Below are 14,207 nucleotides of genomic sequence, written 5' to 3'. Positions count from 1 at the left end.
TATAAAGTCATAATTTTTAAAAAGGAAAATATATGCTTGATATAAGCTTAATTATACTTGCAGCTGGGGATTCTACTAGATTTAATCTTGATGTAAAAAAACAATTTATTCGTTTAAAAAATGATCCACTTTGGTTATATGCGACAAAAAATTTAAGTTCTTTATATCATTTTAAAAAAGTTGTTGTTACTTCTAGTAATACTTCTTATATGAAAAAATTTACTTCTCATTATGAAATTATTGAAGGCGCTAAATCAAGATCGCAATCTTTAAAGAATGCACTTAATAAAATTGATAGCGAATTTGTGATGGTAAGTGATGCTGCTAGAGTACTTATTTCTAAAGAATTATTTGACAGATTAATTATAAATATTAATTACGCAGATTGCATAACGCCTATTTTAAAAGTAGTTGATACTACTTTATTTGATGAAAAAATTTTACCAAGAGAAAAAATTAAGCTTATTCAAACTCCACAAATTTCACGCACTTCTTTACTAAAAAAAGCTTTAGAAACAGATAAAGAATTTAGCGATGATAGTAGTGCTATTGCTTCAGTAGGTGGAAAAATTTGGTATGTTGAAGGAGAAGAGAGTGCAAGAAAAATCACTTTTAAAGAGGATTTAAAAAAATTAGATTTACCAAAACCAAGTAATGAAATTTTTTGTGGCAATGGTTTTGATGTGCACGAATTTGGAGAAAAGCGTCCTTTGCTTTTAGGAGGGGTTGAAATTCATCCTAGTAAAGGTTTAAAAGCTCATAGTGATGGAGATGTTTTGGCTCATTCTTTAATTGATGCTTTACTTGGAGCTGCTGCGCTTGGAGATATAGGTGAGCTTTTTCCAGATACAAATATGAAATTTAAAAATGCTAATTCTATGGAGCTTTTAAAGCAAGCTTATCAAAAAGTTAAAGAAGTGGGATTTGAAATTATAAATGCCGATGTAACTATCATAGCACAAGCTCCAAAAATGCAAAATTTTAAACAAGATATTGTAAAAAATATAGCCAAAATTCTAGAAATAGATGAATTTAGAGTTAATGTAAAAGCAACTACAACAGAAAAATTAGGTTTTGTAGGAAGAGAAGAGGGTATAGCTGTCTTATCTTGCATAAATTTGAAATATTTTGATTGGACAATATAATGAAAGTTTTAATTATAGAAAATGAAATTTACTTAGCACAGAGTATAAGTATGAAATTAAGTGAAATTGGATATTGGTGTGAAATTATTAACTCTTTTGATGAGTTAAAAGATGAAAAGACTTACGATGTCATTCTTCTTTCTACTAATACTAATAATTTTATCAATGCAGTTGAAAAATTTAAATCTAGTATTATAATTCTTCTTATTTCATATATAAGTACAGATACCGTTTCTGACCCATTAAAAATGGGAGCTAGTGATTATATTCAAAAACCTTTTATGATGGAAGAATTATTAAGAAAAATCAAGCATCATCAAGATTTTAGAAAACTTCTTGTATTAAATAATACTTATGAAAGTTATTTTAAATCACATTTTAAAAATTTAAAAACTATTGAATACAATTATAAAAAAATTAAATTCCCTCTTATAATCCAGACAAATAATCAAGATAATGCTGATTTTTTTGTTTTTAGTTATATGAAAAAATATGATTTAATTTTTTCATATATTGATCTTTTAGAATTAAGTTCATTGGAAAAGATTTTTAAACTCATTTCTTATAACAATATTATATATATAAGCAATTTTCAAATCTTAAAAAATACAGAAAAAGAAAAAATTTTAAATTTTATTAAAGATAAAATGGTGATTTTGCATACAAGTACTGCATTGGAAAAGCCTGTAAATTTTGATTATATTGATTTAAGAAATGATGAAAAAAATATCAATAATAATGAAATCTTAACTATTGATGAATATGTAAAATATATAATACTTACTTATCAAAATATTTTTCCAGATACAGATTTGTCTAAAAAATTAGGAATTTCAAGAAAATCTTTATGGGAAAAAAGGAAAAAATATGAAATCAGCAAAAGAAAATAAAAGTATAGTTATTAATGCTAATGAATTTAAAATTCTTGCACTTATTAAAGAAGGAATGCTTGGTCCTTATAGATATTTAATGAATGAAGAAGAAAGCGAAGAAATTTCACGCACAAAGAAATTTAAAGGTCATACTTTTCTTTATCCATTAACCTTTGTTTCTAAATATAATAAAATTAAAGAAACTTTAAAAAATATTCAATTTGGCGATAAAATCGATCTTATATTAAATAATCAAATAGTTGGACATATAATTTTTCATTCCCAGTTTAAATATAAAAGTCATTTTACAAGTATTTTTAATTTTAATGAGTGTTTTTTAGATGATAAAAATGTATGTATTAGCGGGGAATTTGAAATTTATAATTCTCCTATTAAAAGTATTAAAGAAAAATTTTTAAGTATTAAAAATAATCTTAATGCAAAAAAAATTACAGCGATAGTTTCAAGTTTTGATCCTTTACATAGAGCTCATGAGAGAATTTTTAGATGGAGTATTGATAAGGCTGATCTAGTAGTAGTTTTTTTAATAGAATCTTATGAAGAAAATGGACTTGATTTTGCTCTTAAAGAAAAATATTTAAATAAATTTATAAAAGATTATTTGCCACCTGAGCGTATTTTTGTATTTCCTTTGCAAGATACTGATATATTTCACGCTCATTTAAATCCTGGACTTGAAGGGACTATTGCTAAGAATTTAGGTTGTACGAAATTAGTAGTGGGACAAAATCATACCGGACTTGGAATGTTTTATGATTGTAATCAACCTAAAACTATTTTAGATGAATTTGCTAAAGATTATGGTATTGAAGTAATTGTTTTACCTGAGTTTGTTTTTTGCGATAAGTGTGCTATTATAGTAAGTACAAAATCTTGTCCCCATGGACATCACCATCATATGCATTTTAATAGTAATTCTTTAAAAGAATTATTAAGAGCAGGAATCATTCCCCCAGCTATTTTTATGAGAAAGGAAATTTCAAGTATGATTTTGAGCAAACTTTTTCCAAATCGTTTTAAAAATATGCAAAAAATTTATAATGATCTTTTTCCTACTAATGGAATCTTAGAATATAAAGAAGATGAAGAGTTTTATCAAAAACTTTTAGAAGTTCATCAAATGTCTTATATGGTGTAGATTATGAGAAAATTATATTTAACTTTTTTTTATTCAGGTTGCACTAAAAAAGCTTCTGGGACCTTTGGAACTATAGCAGCTTTGATTCCTGCATTTTTTATTTTAAAATATTTAGGAATACAAACTTTATTTTTACTTTCAATACTTATCTGTATTGCCTCAATTCGTGTGATTGATAATTATGAAAAAGAAACTAAAATTCACGATGATAAACATATAGTAATTGATGAAGTTGCTGGAGTATTTTTAGCTTTAGCTATTTTTGGAAATACACTTTTTGCTTTTTTACTTTCTTTTATATTATTTAGAATGTTTGATATTTTAAAACCTTCTATTATCGGGATAGTCGATAAAAAATTTAAAGGAGGCTTGGGCGTAATGCTAGATGATATGTTGGCAGGGTTATTTGCAGGATTGCTCAGTGCTGTAATTTATGGAATTTTAAATCATTTTAATTTATTACAATGGGATATCGAATTAAAAAGTTTATTTTAAAATAAATTTAAACTTAAATTAATATAACTTTAAAATTTATTCTTATATAATTTAAGTTTTAATTTCAAAGCAAGGAAGAAAAGCTTATGGCAAACCATAAATCAGCTGAAAAAAGAGCAAGACAAACAATTAAAAAAACAGAAAGAAATAGATTTTACCGTACAAGACTTAAAAATATCACTAAAGCTGTTAGGGTAGCTGTTGAGAATAATGATAAAAATGCTGCAAATGAAGCTTTAAAGATAGCAAATAAAAGCATACATGCTATGGTAAGTCGTGGTTTTTTAAAGAAACAAACTGCTTCACGTCGTGTAAGTCGCTTAGCACTTTTGGTGAATAAAATTGCATAGATTTTAATGCTAGCTGAAAAATTAGAACCTTTTTTAAAACGCTATGAAGAACTCAATTCTCTTCTAAGCGATACTAATATTTTAAAAGATATTAGTAAAATGACTCTCCTTTCTAAAGAACAAAAAAATTTAGAACCCATTGTAGCTAAAATTAAAGAATATTTTAGAATTTTACAAAATATTGAAGAAAATAAGAATCTATTAAGTGATGTAGATTTAGCTGAGCTCGCTAAAGAAGAGCTTAAAAATTTAGAAGATTTAAGACCAAAATTAGAAGAAGAGATAAAAATTTTACTTTTACCTAAAGATCCTAATGATGAAAGAAATATTTTTTTAGAAATTCGTGCTGGAACAGGTGGAGATGAAGCTTCTTTATTTGTAGGAGATTTAGTTAAGGCTTATGCAAGATATGCTGAAATTCGTGGTTATAAACTTGAAATTGTAAGTTCAAGTGAAGGAAGTGTAGGGGGATTTAAAGAAATTATAATGCTTGTAAAAGGCGAAGGAGCTTATTCAAGATTGAAATACGAAGGCGGAACCCATCGCGTTCAAAGAGTTCCTCAAACTGAGTCACAAGGTAGAGTCCATACTTCAGCAATTACGGTTGCTGTTATGCCTGAGGTTGATGATATAGAAATTGAAATTAATCCTAATGATTTAAAAATTGATGTAATGCGTTCAAGTGGTCATGGAGGCCAAAGTGTTAATACAACTGATAGTGCTGTGCGTATAACTCATATTCCAAGTGGAATTGTTGTAGTAAATCAAGATGGAAAAAGTCAGCATAAAAACAAAGAAAGTGCAATGAAAGTTTTAAAAGCTAGACTTTATGAAGTGCAAGAAAATAAGCGTTTAGCTAAAGAGAGTGAAGCAAGAAAATCTCAAGTAGGAAGTGGAGATAGAAGTGAGCGTATAAGAACTTATAATTTTCCACAAAATAGAATTAGTGATCATCGCATCAATTTAACACTTTATCGTTTAGATGCAATTATGCAAGATGGTCTTTTTGATGAGATAATAGAACCTTTAATTGCACACTATCAATCTTTATCTTTACAAGAACAAAATCTTTAAGTATTTATGAGGGTTTTAAATTTTTTTTATGAAAATCCTCATAAATTTGAATTAAATTATGAAAGAAAAATAAAAATAACTTCTACGCGTACTCTTATTAAAGGACCAAAATATTGTGGCAAGAAAACCTTAATTTTTAATTATCTCTCTCAGTTTAAAAGTGAAGAAATTTTATTTTTAGATCTAAAAGATTTGAGATTTGAGGAAGAAAGTTTAAAAAATTTACCTTCTTTTTTACAAAAAAATACAAAAATTAAAATTCTTTGTTTGTATAATCTAGAGCATAATATATCTTTAAAGGATATAAATATATCAATTATTTTAAGTGCAAATAAAAAAGATTTAAAATTTGAGGGTTTTGATGAATTGGAGCTTGATTATTTTGATTTTGAAGAATTTCTTAGTATAGGTAAAAATATAACTTCTAATCATTCTTTAGGACTTTTTTTAAATTATGGAAGATCTAATTTTAACAATCAAATGTTAAGAGATAATTTTACAATTTTAGAGCTTGAAATTTTAAAATATCTTGCTTATAATCTTGGAAATCAAATTAGTATTACAAAACTTTTTCAAAATTTAAAAAATAAGATTAAAACTTCAAAAGATAGCGTATATAAAAGTATTAAAAAATTAGAAAATGAATATATTATTTATAATGTAATGCACGATAGCAAGGCTTTAAAAAAAATTTATTTTCAAGATTTTGCTTTTAAAAATGCTTTTTGTATAGAAAAAGATTTTAAGAAGCTTTTTGAAAACCTTATTTTAAATGAATTATTTAAATTTAAAGAAGATATTTATTTTAATAAATTTTTCACTTTTTATTTAAAAGAATCCAAAATAGCTTTTATAGCAAGTCCTACTTTAGATATAGATTTATTAAAACTTAAAGCTAAAAAAATATTACCCAAAGCATTGGAATTTGATATTTTTCATATATTTTTTATCACTCTTTCTAATGAAGAGAATTTTTTTGAGCAAGGGGTTAAATTTGAAATTTTACCTTTTGATAAGTGGGCTTTGAGTTTTTAAATTATCATATTTTTCAAGCTCATATTTTTCTATAATTTTTTTAATAATGCCTATATAAGTATTTTTGTTTTCTGAATAAGAGTGCAAGTTTTCAACAGCTTTAAGTCCTGTAATATTTTTACCCTGAATAAAACAACTTTGTCTTAATGATCTAAAATCCTCGTAAGCAAAATGACGATTTAAATTAAGAATATAAGAATCAACACTTTCTTGCAAAGAATCAAAAATTCTTATTTTGTGTTTTTTTCCTTCTTGTCTTTCGTTGGGAATTAAACCTTTTTCTCCCCAAGTCCATTCTCCAAATAAATTATTTGCTTCTCTTGCAAAACGACTAGTAGCGGTTGCACTTTCAACTAAAGCTTGTGCTATACCCATAGATTTTGGAATAAGATTGATTTTTTTTTCATATTCATCTAAATTAAATAAATTGCTTATGCGATATTTATTTTTAAGTTCTATAAGTTTTTTTAAGCCATTTATATCAAGGTTTCTAAAACCTGTTTTAGCCCCTTCTTTGATAAAATTTTGGACAAATTCTCTTTCTTTTAATATATTTTCAAATGAATGGTCAAACATTTCATTCATTTTATTAAAAAATATTTCTCTTTGTTTTTCAGGATCTAATTCATAATAATTTTTTTCAAAATTATCAAATCCATAAAGAAAAATAAAACTAAATAAAATAATAATTAGCTTCAAAACAGCACCTCACTTTACCTTGAAAAAATATTTCATTATCTTTAAACTGAAAAATTAATTCTTCATTACTTTTGGGTATTATTTTTATTTCATCATATACTAAAGAATTTAAAAAAGCTAAATAAAAACAAGCACCCATTCCTGTTCCACAAGCTAAAGTTTCATTTTCAACGCCACGTTCGAAAGTGCGCACTTTCATAGTTGTTTTATCGATAATTTGTACATAATTTACATTAGCATTATATTTATCTCTTAAAAATTTAGCTTTTTGAATATCAAATTGGTTAATATCATTGCAAAAATGCACTAAATGTGGTACACCGCTATTGCATTCTTGCCAAAATTCATCTTCATATATAAAAGGTTCTTTTATATATTTTATTTTTCCTAAATTTATATTAACAAGATCATTTTTTATTTGTGCTCTTATAAGACCAGCGCCTGTTAAAAAACTAATATTTTCATTTTTTTTATTAAAATGATGTGCAAAATGTGCCGCGGCTCTGGCTCCATTACCGCACATATTAGCTTTGCTACCATCATTGTTATAAAATTCCCATTCAAAATCAAATTCATTGTGCTTTAATATAGCTATCATTCCATCTGCGCCTATGCCTTCATAGCGATTGCAAAGGATTTTAGCAAGAGCACTTTTATCTCCTTTTTTATCAGCATTAAATATTATAAAATCATTTCCACTAGCATAGTATTTATAAAATTTCATTTGCTTCCTTAGAAAGTTTTTCAATAAATTTTATACTTTTTTCTTGAAAAATTTCATAAGAGCTTTCATTGGTAATCACAAAATCTGCTAAAGAAACTTTTTTTTCAATATCCATTAAAGCTTCAATTCTTTTTAAAGCTTCTTCTTTGCTTAAATTATCTCTTTGCATAAGTCTTTTTAAACTTAATTCTTTAGGAGCGTAAATTAAAATTACCTTGCCTAAATTTTTATAAGCTTTGCTTTCAAAAAAAAGTGGAACTTCTATAAAAAAAGGTTTATTTTCGCATTCTAAAATTTGCATTTGTTCTAAAATTTTTGTTCTTATTTTAGGATGAGTAAAATTTTCTAAGGTTTTTTTTGCTTGTAAATTCGAAAAAACTATTTTTGCAAGATTTTTTCTGTTTATTTTATTATTTTCTATTAAGCTTAGTTTATCTGTATTAAATGGAATAAAAATTTCTACTAACTCTTTTGAAAAATTATCTAAAATTTGATGAGCAATTTTATCTGCACTTATGCTTTTAAATCCCATAGAATTAGCTATTTTTATAAAAGAACTTTTTCCACAAGCTATAGAAGCAGTTACAAAAAAAGCATTTTTCATCTTATACCTTATTAAATTTTATTTCGTTAAAATATCTTTTTCATTCTTAAAGGAAAATAAATGAAAATTTCATACGAAGATGCAGGCGTAAGTATAGATAAGGGAAATGCTTTTGTAAAAGCAATTAAGCCTATAGTAAAAGAGACTTTTAATGATAATGTAATAGGGGATATTGGATCTTTTTCTGGAGCTTTTAGAATTCCAAGTGGTTTTAAAAAACCTGTAATTTTAGGAGCTACAGATGGAGTTGGAACAAAACTACGCCTTGCCATAGAAAGTAAAAAATATGATTTTATAGGCCAAGATCTGGTAGCTATGTGCGTAAATGATTTAATTTGTAATTTTGCAACACCTTTATTTTTTTTAGATTATTATGCAAGTGCAAAACTTGAAATTGAAGTTGCAAAAGCTGTTATAGCAAGTATTGCTAAAGGATGTAAAGAAGCAAATTGTGCTTTAATAGGCGGAGAGACAGCTGAAATGCCTGGAATGTATGCAAAAAACGATTTTGACCTAGCTGGTTTTGCTGTAGGTATAGCTGAAGAAGATGAGCTAGATAGAGTTAAGTTTGTTAAAAATGGAGATATATTACTGGCTTTACCTAGTTCAGGACTTCATTCTAATGGATACTCTTTAGCAAGAAAGGTGTTATTTGAAGAATTAAAAATGAATTTTGATGATAAGATCGATGGTAAAAAACTAATTGATATATTATTAGAACCTACGCGTATTTATGTAAAAGATTATTTAAAATTAAAACCTTTTATAAATGCTTTAGCACATATAACGGGTGGAGGAATTGTTGAAAATTTACCACGTGTATTACCAAGAGGTATAGGTGCTGTAGTTAAAAAACATTATTTAAAAACTCCTGAAATTTTTTATACTATTGGAGAAATTGTAGAAGAAGATGAGATGTATAGGAGTTTTAATATGGGTACTGGTTTAATAATGATTGTAGAACCTAAAAATGTAAGTAAAGTATTAGAAAATTCAGATGCTTTTATTATAGGAGAGGTGGTGATTAACGAAGGGGTTGTTTTAGAATGAGAAAAATTGTGTTTCATTGTAGCGGTTTTGGCGATACCCTTGTGTGTTTTAAAGCTCTTTATGCTATAAAAGAACTTTACCCTAAAGATAAGCTTATTGTACTTTATTGCAATGAATGGGGAGGGGATAACTAAATTTTTAAAAAAACTAAGTTTTATTGATGAGGTATTACATTCTAGTAATTTTTTTCAAGATTTATCATTATTAAATCCTGATATTTTTATAAGTATTCAAAGATCAAGTTCTTTTTTTAAAGAATTAAAAAAACTTAAACTTAAAAAATGTATAGTAAATCCACATTTTATTTCTCTTATTTCAAGTTATTTTACAACTCCATTTCCTTATTTTAGAAGTAAAAAACATATGAGCAAAATTGCCTTAAAACTTGTTAGAGCTATAAATACTAAACACTATGATAAAAATATTTTAAAGATTGATTTTTCAAAAGTAAAAGATTTTTTACCCAATGATGATAGTTTAAGTAAAAATTTTTTAAAAAATTTAAAATATGAAAAAATTATAGCTATTAATCCTTTTTCTAATAATAGTGAGTATAGAGGTGTAAATTTCTTTATCAAAGATTGGTTAAATCTTGCTCGAAATTTAGCTAAAAATCATAGAAATTTTTTATTTATACTTTTAAATTTTGATATAAATCCTATACAAATTAATATTAAAGAATCTAACTTAAAAATATTTGTTAATAATGACAATATAGCCTCTTTAGTAAGTATTTCTAAAAAAATTGATTTTTTTATTAGCGTGGATACAGGTAATGTTCATTTATGTGATATTTTACAAATTCCGAGCTTGGTTTTTATAAGTAAATTAGCCGCTTTTAGATTTAGTGGTGGAAGTTACAAAGGAAAATATGATAGCTTAGTAGTAGATAAAGGCTGGCAAAAAAATTATAGAAAAGTATTTAATACTTTTAGCCAAAAAGCTTTTTTACAGATAAAAAATTTAAATTAATAATTTTTATAAATTTATTAAATATTATTAATTTTAGGAACGAGATAAATTTGAATGTGTATTTTAAATAAGGGTTAAAAAAGATTTATGATTAAATACTTTTAAAGTTATGCAATTAATATTGATACGAATGTTTTTAAATTGTAAAAGATTTTATTTATTAAAATGGTTTATTGTAGAAACATTTTCTAGATTAATTCTATAAAAACACTAAAAAAGCTTATAAAATTGCCAAAATAGTTTATATTAGAATTTACGAAATTAAAAATACGATACATCTTAAAAGACATAAAAAAATATTTTTTTAATTGATAATACTTAAGAAGCTGATGAAATAATATTTCAATTATAAATTAGCCATAAATTTACAAAATTATAAGTTTTATTAATAATAAAATCTTAAACTTATTTTGAAAATATTAATTTCTAAAATAAAAGCTATATTTTATAAATTTTTATTTTAGAGAATAATTTATATATTTAGTTTTTGATACAGCTATGAATTTATAAATACTAGATAAATATATTAATTTGATTGATTATTTTTCATTTTTTTTAAATTTTCTAAAAGCCTTGCTTCTTCACCATTACCTTTGCTTTCATAGAATTTTAAATCTTTGCTAAGATATTTTTGCTCAACCCATCCTCCAAAATCGTGAGGATAAAGATAATTTTTTTTATCTGGATGATTATTATTTAGAAAACTTGGAATTTCTAGAGCTTGATTATTTTTTACATAAGCTAAAGCCTGATTTATAGCTTTATAACTTGAATTTGATTTTATGGCACTTGCTAAATATACTACACATTGCGATAAAATAATTCTAGCTTCTGGATAACCTATATGTTTAACTGCTTGTAAAGTTGAAATTGCTAAATTTAAAGCATTAGGATCAGCATTGCCTATATCTTCACTAGCAAATATTACAAGACGTCTAGCAATAAAATCAGCATTTTCTCCACTTTGTATTAATCTAGCTAAATAATAAAGACTAGCATCTACATCGCTTCCTCTTAAGCTTTTAATTAAAGCACTAATTAAAATAAAATGTGTATCTTTTGAATTTACTCCTTCGTTACAAGTATTATTTTTAAGTTTTTTAAGATTAATTAAGCTGATATGTTTTTCATCTAAAACAAGTGCAAATTCAAGCCAATTTAACATTGCTCTTGTATCTGAACTTTTAAGTAAAAATTCTTTTGCATCTTCATCAATGCTAAATTTTAATTCATTTTGAACTTTTGAAAATAAGAAGTCAAGATCTTTAGTTTTTAAACTTTTAAACTCAAAAAGCATAGAGCGGCTTCTAATGCCTTCGCTTAATACAAAATAAGGATTTTCTGTGCTTGCTCCTATTACAATACAACGATAATTTTCCATGGGAATTAAAAGCATTTCTTGTTGGGTTCTATTAAGACGATGTATTTCATCTATAAAAATAAAGGGTTTATAAAGACTATTTTTATAATTTTCTAGTATTTTTCTAAGTTCTTCGAGTTTAAAATTACCACCATCAAATTCATAAAAATCAAGTCCAAATTCTTTAGCTATTACTCTTGCAAAACTTGTTTTTCCACAACCTGCTGGACCAAAGAATATACTATGAGGGAGTTTTTGCATAGCAATGAATTTTTTAAAAATTTCTACAAGTTCATATTGTCCTAAAATTTCATTTAGATTTTTAGGACGAAATTTTAAACTTAAATTAATCAATCTAAAGAAATTCCTAAATTTAAATCATTTCCATTAATTTTTATATGAGAATCATTTTTCGTATCACTTATACTAAGATCCATCACATATTTTCCATCTTTTTGTATAAAATACTCATCAAATCCACCCATAAAAATAGTGCTAGGAAATAGTTTTGAAATTATCTCATCACTTATAATTGTAGCCTTGGCTTGATAATCTCTATTGAAAGCTTGAATATTTGCATTCATTTTAATTTCTTTTTTATTTTTTGAAAAACTAAATTCTTGTATGTTTAAACTAGGATTGAATGCTAAGAATTCTGTTAAATAAAATTCTAGATTTGGTTTTATTCCTTGATTGAGTTCTTTATTTAAATTTTCTAAAGTTTCTTTTGATATTTGATTTAAAGATAAATTTAATTTAAGATCTTTAATTTCTTCTTTAGAATCTGGTGTAATTTCATTAGAAATATTATCAATATTTAAAAGTATATTAAAATTTAAAGTTTTATTATTATTTAAATTGGTGTCTATTTTAGAAACAATATTTTTAAAATTAATTTTATCTATATCAAGATCAGAAATTCTAATTTCTTGCTCACTTTCATAAAAAGTATTTAAAAATTCATCAATACTAAGTGCAGAATTTAAATAATTATTAAAACTTATTTTATTTGCTTGAATGTGCTCATAAAATGAATCTATAATAATTTGTTCAATATCTAAACTAGCATTTTTAATTTTTGTTTGCTTATCAAATAAAATATTTGCCTTAAGACCTTTGAAAATAAAATCTTCTTCTTTATGGCTTAAATTCACATCATTAAAATAAATATTAAAATTTGTATCATTGAGTGTCAATTTTGCATCGAATTTCCCAAGAGTTTCATTTGAATTTAAAAAGGGATTACTAAAATTTCCTTCCAAATTTTTAGAAGTAAAAAAATTATTATACATATTTAATTCAATTTTAGTTTTTAAATTTTTATTTAAATTAGTAAAAATCATATCATAAGTTATATGAGACTTAAAAAAACCTTGATCAAAATTGATATTTTCAATTTTATAAAACTCTGTATTTTGAGTAATAAGATTAAAAATTTTTTGATTCATTTTACCTACATAAAAAATATGCGTAAAGTATGCTATGATAAGTATTATAAAAATGCTAATAATTTTTTTCATTTCTTTTCCTAATTATTTTTTTTGCTTTTTCCCAAAGTCTTATACCTAGTTTTTTTGCTTTTTTAGAATTTAAATCATTGAATTTTTCGTTATTTTTTTCAAGTTCTAAAATTTCTTGTTTAAATTCATAGAATTTTCTTTGGGCGAATTTATTAAAATCATTAATTTTTGGATTTTTTTTAAGTTCATTAAGATTAAAAATAAGTTGTTCTCTGCTTTCTGAAGCAAAACGTTTAAGTTTTGCAAATAAATTATCTAGCTCATTTTCTAATAAATTTTCAACAATTTTTTTAGAAGGATTATTTTGTTTTTTACTCTCTATTTTTAAAAGTTCAATAAAATCATCTTCTATATGTATCAATTCTTTACTTTTTATATAAATCTCTTCTTGAAAATTTTTATAGGCAAAAGAATTTTTAAATTTTTCTATACTTAAAGTAATACCTTCTTGAGTTCCTTTGATGCTTCCTAAGCATAAGTCTTTAGCATAAACTATTGATTCATTTGCTATTTCAAAGGCAGTATTTAGCACTATACTTGAAATTTTAAGCATTCTTTCCTTTTCAAAATTTGTTTCACAAATAGCATTATATACAAGATTTTTAGCAATTTCACTACTTGTTAATTCAACATCTTCTCCTTTTTCAAGTGTTGTTAAAAAAGCACTTTCGGCAGTTTCTTTTAAAATACCTAGCATTTCAATATCAAATAAAATTGCATCGTTGATATTACTTAGTAGCTTATCTTTATAAGATGAGTGCAGTAAAGTTTTTTCAAATTCTAAAACATTATTAATAATTTGATTTTTTAATATATTTTTTTGATTTTCAGCTTTTCTCTTAAAAATAGCCATTTTATCGATATAGCTATAAAGAGTATTTTCTTCTTCGTAAATACTTGCTTTAATGAGAGTTCTTATGAGCAAGGTTGCATTTTCATCGTTTAATAAATCAATTTTTTTAAGTGAATTTAAAAATTCGATCAAAAGTTGATTAAGAATTTCCTGAGAATTATTTTTATTTTTTTCTACTTGTTCTTTGACTAGATTAAAGACTAATTTTTCGATTAAATTTTTAACATTTTCTTTAGGGGAATTTAAAAGTGAATTTTCAAAAATAATTATAGTATTTTTCATAATCAAATTTTCT

At 24.7% G+C, this 14,207-nt stretch carries 16 protein-coding genes; 10 read left to right on the top strand and 6 right to left on the bottom strand.

Annotated elements, in window-relative coordinates:
* The first annotated feature begins 32 nt into the window (after positions 1-32).
* The 7 genes from GQV94_RS04290 to GQV94_RS04260 all read left to right on the top strand — a co-directional run bounded on the left by GQV94_RS04290 (position 33) and on the right by GQV94_RS04260 (position 6,130).
* Positions 33-1,145, top strand: a complete 1,113-nt coding sequence (locus GQV94_RS04290) for a bifunctional 2-C-methyl-D-erythritol 4-phosphate cytidylyltransferase/2-C-methyl-D-erythritol 2,4-cyclodiphosphate synthase (RefSeq protein ID WP_200169812.1) — start codon at positions 33-35, stop codon at positions 1,143-1,145.
* A complete protein-coding gene (locus GQV94_RS04285; protein WP_200169811.1) occupies positions 1,145-2,035 on the top strand; it encodes a response regulator in 891 nt (296 codons plus the stop codon). Before GQV94_RS04290 ends, GQV94_RS04285 begins: the two co-directional genes overlap by 1 nt.
* A complete protein-coding gene (locus GQV94_RS04280; protein WP_200169810.1) occupies positions 2,013-3,176 on the top strand; it encodes a sulfate adenylyltransferase in 1,164 nt (387 codons plus the stop codon). Before GQV94_RS04285 ends, GQV94_RS04280 begins: the two co-directional genes overlap by 23 nt.
* 3 nt (positions 3,177-3,179) lie before the next feature.
* Positions 3,180-3,671 carry a phosphatidylglycerophosphatase A family protein gene (locus GQV94_RS04275; RefSeq protein WP_200169809.1) on the top strand — a complete coding sequence of 164 codons (492 nt, stop codon included), beginning with the start codon at positions 3,180-3,182 and terminating at the stop codon, positions 3,669-3,671.
* Between the two features lie 86 nt (positions 3,672-3,757).
* Positions 3,758-4,021 carry a 30S ribosomal protein S20 gene (rpsT, locus tag GQV94_RS04270; protein ID WP_200169808.1) on the top strand — a complete coding sequence of 88 codons (264 nt, stop codon included), beginning with the start codon at positions 3,758-3,760 and terminating at the stop codon, positions 4,019-4,021.
* Between the two features lie 6 nt (positions 4,022-4,027).
* The gene (gene prfA / locus GQV94_RS04265; protein ID WP_200169807.1) at positions 4,028-5,095 is read left to right on the top strand and encodes a peptide chain release factor 1; all 1,068 of its coding nucleotides are present in this window, start codon (positions 4,028-4,030) and stop codon (positions 5,093-5,095) included.
* Positions 5,096-5,101: 6 nt separating this feature from the next.
* Entirely contained in the window at positions 5,102-6,130 is a 1,029-nt protein-coding gene (locus tag GQV94_RS04260) for an ATP-binding protein (RefSeq protein WP_200169806.1), read from the top strand.
* Here GQV94_RS04260 and GQV94_RS04255 read toward each other — a convergent pair.
* From GQV94_RS04255 to coaE, 3 genes are read right to left on the bottom strand one after another with little or no spacing between them, the layout of a single operon-like run.
* Positions 6,098-6,829 carry a glucosaminidase domain-containing protein gene (locus GQV94_RS04255; RefSeq protein ID WP_306464879.1) on the bottom strand — a complete coding sequence of 244 codons (732 nt, stop codon included), beginning with the start codon at positions 6,827-6,829 and terminating at the stop codon, positions 6,098-6,100. The two genes, GQV94_RS04260 and GQV94_RS04255, sit on opposite strands and share 33 nt — an antisense overlap.
* Positions 6,804-7,553 carry a diaminopimelate epimerase gene (gene dapF, locus GQV94_RS04250; RefSeq protein ID WP_200169805.1) on the bottom strand — a complete coding sequence of 250 codons (750 nt, stop codon included), beginning with the start codon at positions 7,551-7,553 and terminating at the stop codon, positions 6,804-6,806. The genes GQV94_RS04255 and dapF overlap by 26 nt, the downstream gene beginning before the upstream one ends.
* Positions 7,540-8,157 carry a dephospho-CoA kinase gene (coaE, locus tag GQV94_RS04245; protein WP_200169804.1) on the bottom strand — a complete coding sequence of 206 codons (618 nt, stop codon included), beginning with the start codon at positions 8,155-8,157 and terminating at the stop codon, positions 7,540-7,542. The genes dapF and coaE overlap by 14 nt, the downstream gene beginning before the upstream one ends.
* Positions 8,158-8,217: 60 nt before the next feature.
* Between coaE and purM the strand changes: the two genes are divergently transcribed.
* From purM to GQV94_RS04230, 3 genes are read left to right on the top strand one after another with little or no spacing between them, the layout of a single operon-like run.
* A complete protein-coding gene (gene purM / locus GQV94_RS04240; RefSeq protein WP_200169803.1) occupies positions 8,218-9,207 on the top strand; it encodes a phosphoribosylformylglycinamidine cyclo-ligase in 990 nt (329 codons plus the stop codon).
* Complete coding sequence (locus GQV94_RS04235) at positions 9,204-9,341, top strand: hypothetical protein (RefSeq protein ID WP_200169802.1); 138 nt, start codon at positions 9,204-9,206, stop codon at positions 9,339-9,341. Before purM ends, GQV94_RS04235 begins: the two co-directional genes overlap by 4 nt.
* A complete protein-coding gene (locus GQV94_RS04230) occupies positions 9,319-10,179 on the top strand; it encodes a hypothetical protein (RefSeq protein ID WP_200169801.1) in 861 nt (286 codons plus the stop codon). Before GQV94_RS04235 ends, GQV94_RS04230 begins: the two co-directional genes overlap by 23 nt.
* A gap of 526 nt (positions 10,180-10,705) precedes the next feature.
* On the opposite strand, the gene GQV94_RS04225 is transcribed toward GQV94_RS04230, so the two are convergent.
* The 3 genes from GQV94_RS04225 to GQV94_RS04215 are packed head-to-tail and all read right to left on the bottom strand — an operon-like array spanning position 10,706 to position 14,194.
* Positions 10,706-11,890, bottom strand: coding sequence for a replication-associated recombination protein A (locus GQV94_RS04225; protein ID WP_200169838.1), 1,185 nt, complete (start codon positions 11,888-11,890; stop codon positions 10,706-10,708).
* Positions 11,890-13,059 carry a DUF945 family protein gene (locus GQV94_RS04220; protein ID WP_200169800.1) on the bottom strand — a complete coding sequence of 390 codons (1,170 nt, stop codon included), beginning with the start codon at positions 13,057-13,059 and terminating at the stop codon, positions 11,890-11,892. Before GQV94_RS04220 ends, GQV94_RS04225 begins: the two co-directional genes overlap by 1 nt.
* Positions 13,043-14,194: a hypothetical protein gene (locus GQV94_RS04215; RefSeq protein WP_200169799.1), complete on the bottom strand. Its 1,152-nt coding sequence runs from the start codon at positions 14,192-14,194 to the stop codon at positions 13,043-13,045. Before GQV94_RS04215 ends, GQV94_RS04220 begins: the two co-directional genes overlap by 17 nt.
* Between the last annotated feature and the right edge of the window lie 13 nt (positions 14,195-14,207).

It is taken from the genome of Campylobacter sp. TTU_617, assembly GCF_016599045.1.
Taxonomy (GTDB): domain Bacteria; phylum Campylobacterota; class Campylobacteria; order Campylobacterales; family Campylobacteraceae; genus Campylobacter_D.
Note: the sequence above shows the minus strand (reverse complement) of the source record. Positions and strands in the feature narration are given on the sequence as shown.

Coding starts and splice junctions, on each gene's coding strand:
- dapF (WP_200169805.1), bottom strand. CDS start 7,553: ATGAAATTTTATAAATACTATGCTAGTGGAAATGATTTTATAATATTT.
- GQV94_RS04260 (WP_200169806.1), top strand. CDS start 5,102: ATGAGGGTTTTAAATTTTTTTTATGAAAATCCTCATAAATTTGAATTA.
- GQV94_RS04230 (WP_200169801.1), top strand. CDS start 9,319: ATGAATGGGGAGGGGATAACTAAATTTTTAAAAAAACTAAGTTTTATT.
- rpsT (WP_200169808.1), top strand. CDS start 3,758: ATGGCAAACCATAAATCAGCTGAAAAAAGAGCAAGACAAACAATTAAA.
- coaE (WP_200169804.1), bottom strand. CDS start 8,157: ATGAAAAATGCTTTTTTTGTAACTGCTTCTATAGCTTGTGGAAAAAGT.
- GQV94_RS04235 (WP_200169802.1), top strand. CDS start 9,204: ATGAGAAAAATTGTGTTTCATTGTAGCGGTTTTGGCGATACCCTTGTG.
- GQV94_RS04285 (WP_200169811.1), top strand. CDS start 1,145: ATGAAAGTTTTAATTATAGAAAATGAAATTTACTTAGCACAGAGTATA.
- GQV94_RS04215 (WP_200169799.1), bottom strand. CDS start 14,194: ATGAAAAATACTATAATTATTTTTGAAAATTCACTTTTAAATTCCCCT.
- purM (WP_200169803.1), top strand. CDS start 8,218: ATGAAAATTTCATACGAAGATGCAGGCGTAAGTATAGATAAGGGAAAT.
- prfA (WP_200169807.1), top strand. CDS start 4,028: ATGCTAGCTGAAAAATTAGAACCTTTTTTAAAACGCTATGAAGAACTC.
- GQV94_RS04275 (WP_200169809.1), top strand. CDS start 3,180: ATGAGAAAATTATATTTAACTTTTTTTTATTCAGGTTGCACTAAAAAA.
- GQV94_RS04220 (WP_200169800.1), bottom strand. CDS start 13,059: ATGAAAAAAATTATTAGCATTTTTATAATACTTATCATAGCATACTTT.
- GQV94_RS04290 (WP_200169812.1), top strand. CDS start 33: ATGCTTGATATAAGCTTAATTATACTTGCAGCTGGGGATTCTACTAGA.
- GQV94_RS04280 (WP_200169810.1), top strand. CDS start 2,013: ATGAAATCAGCAAAAGAAAATAAAAGTATAGTTATTAATGCTAATGAA.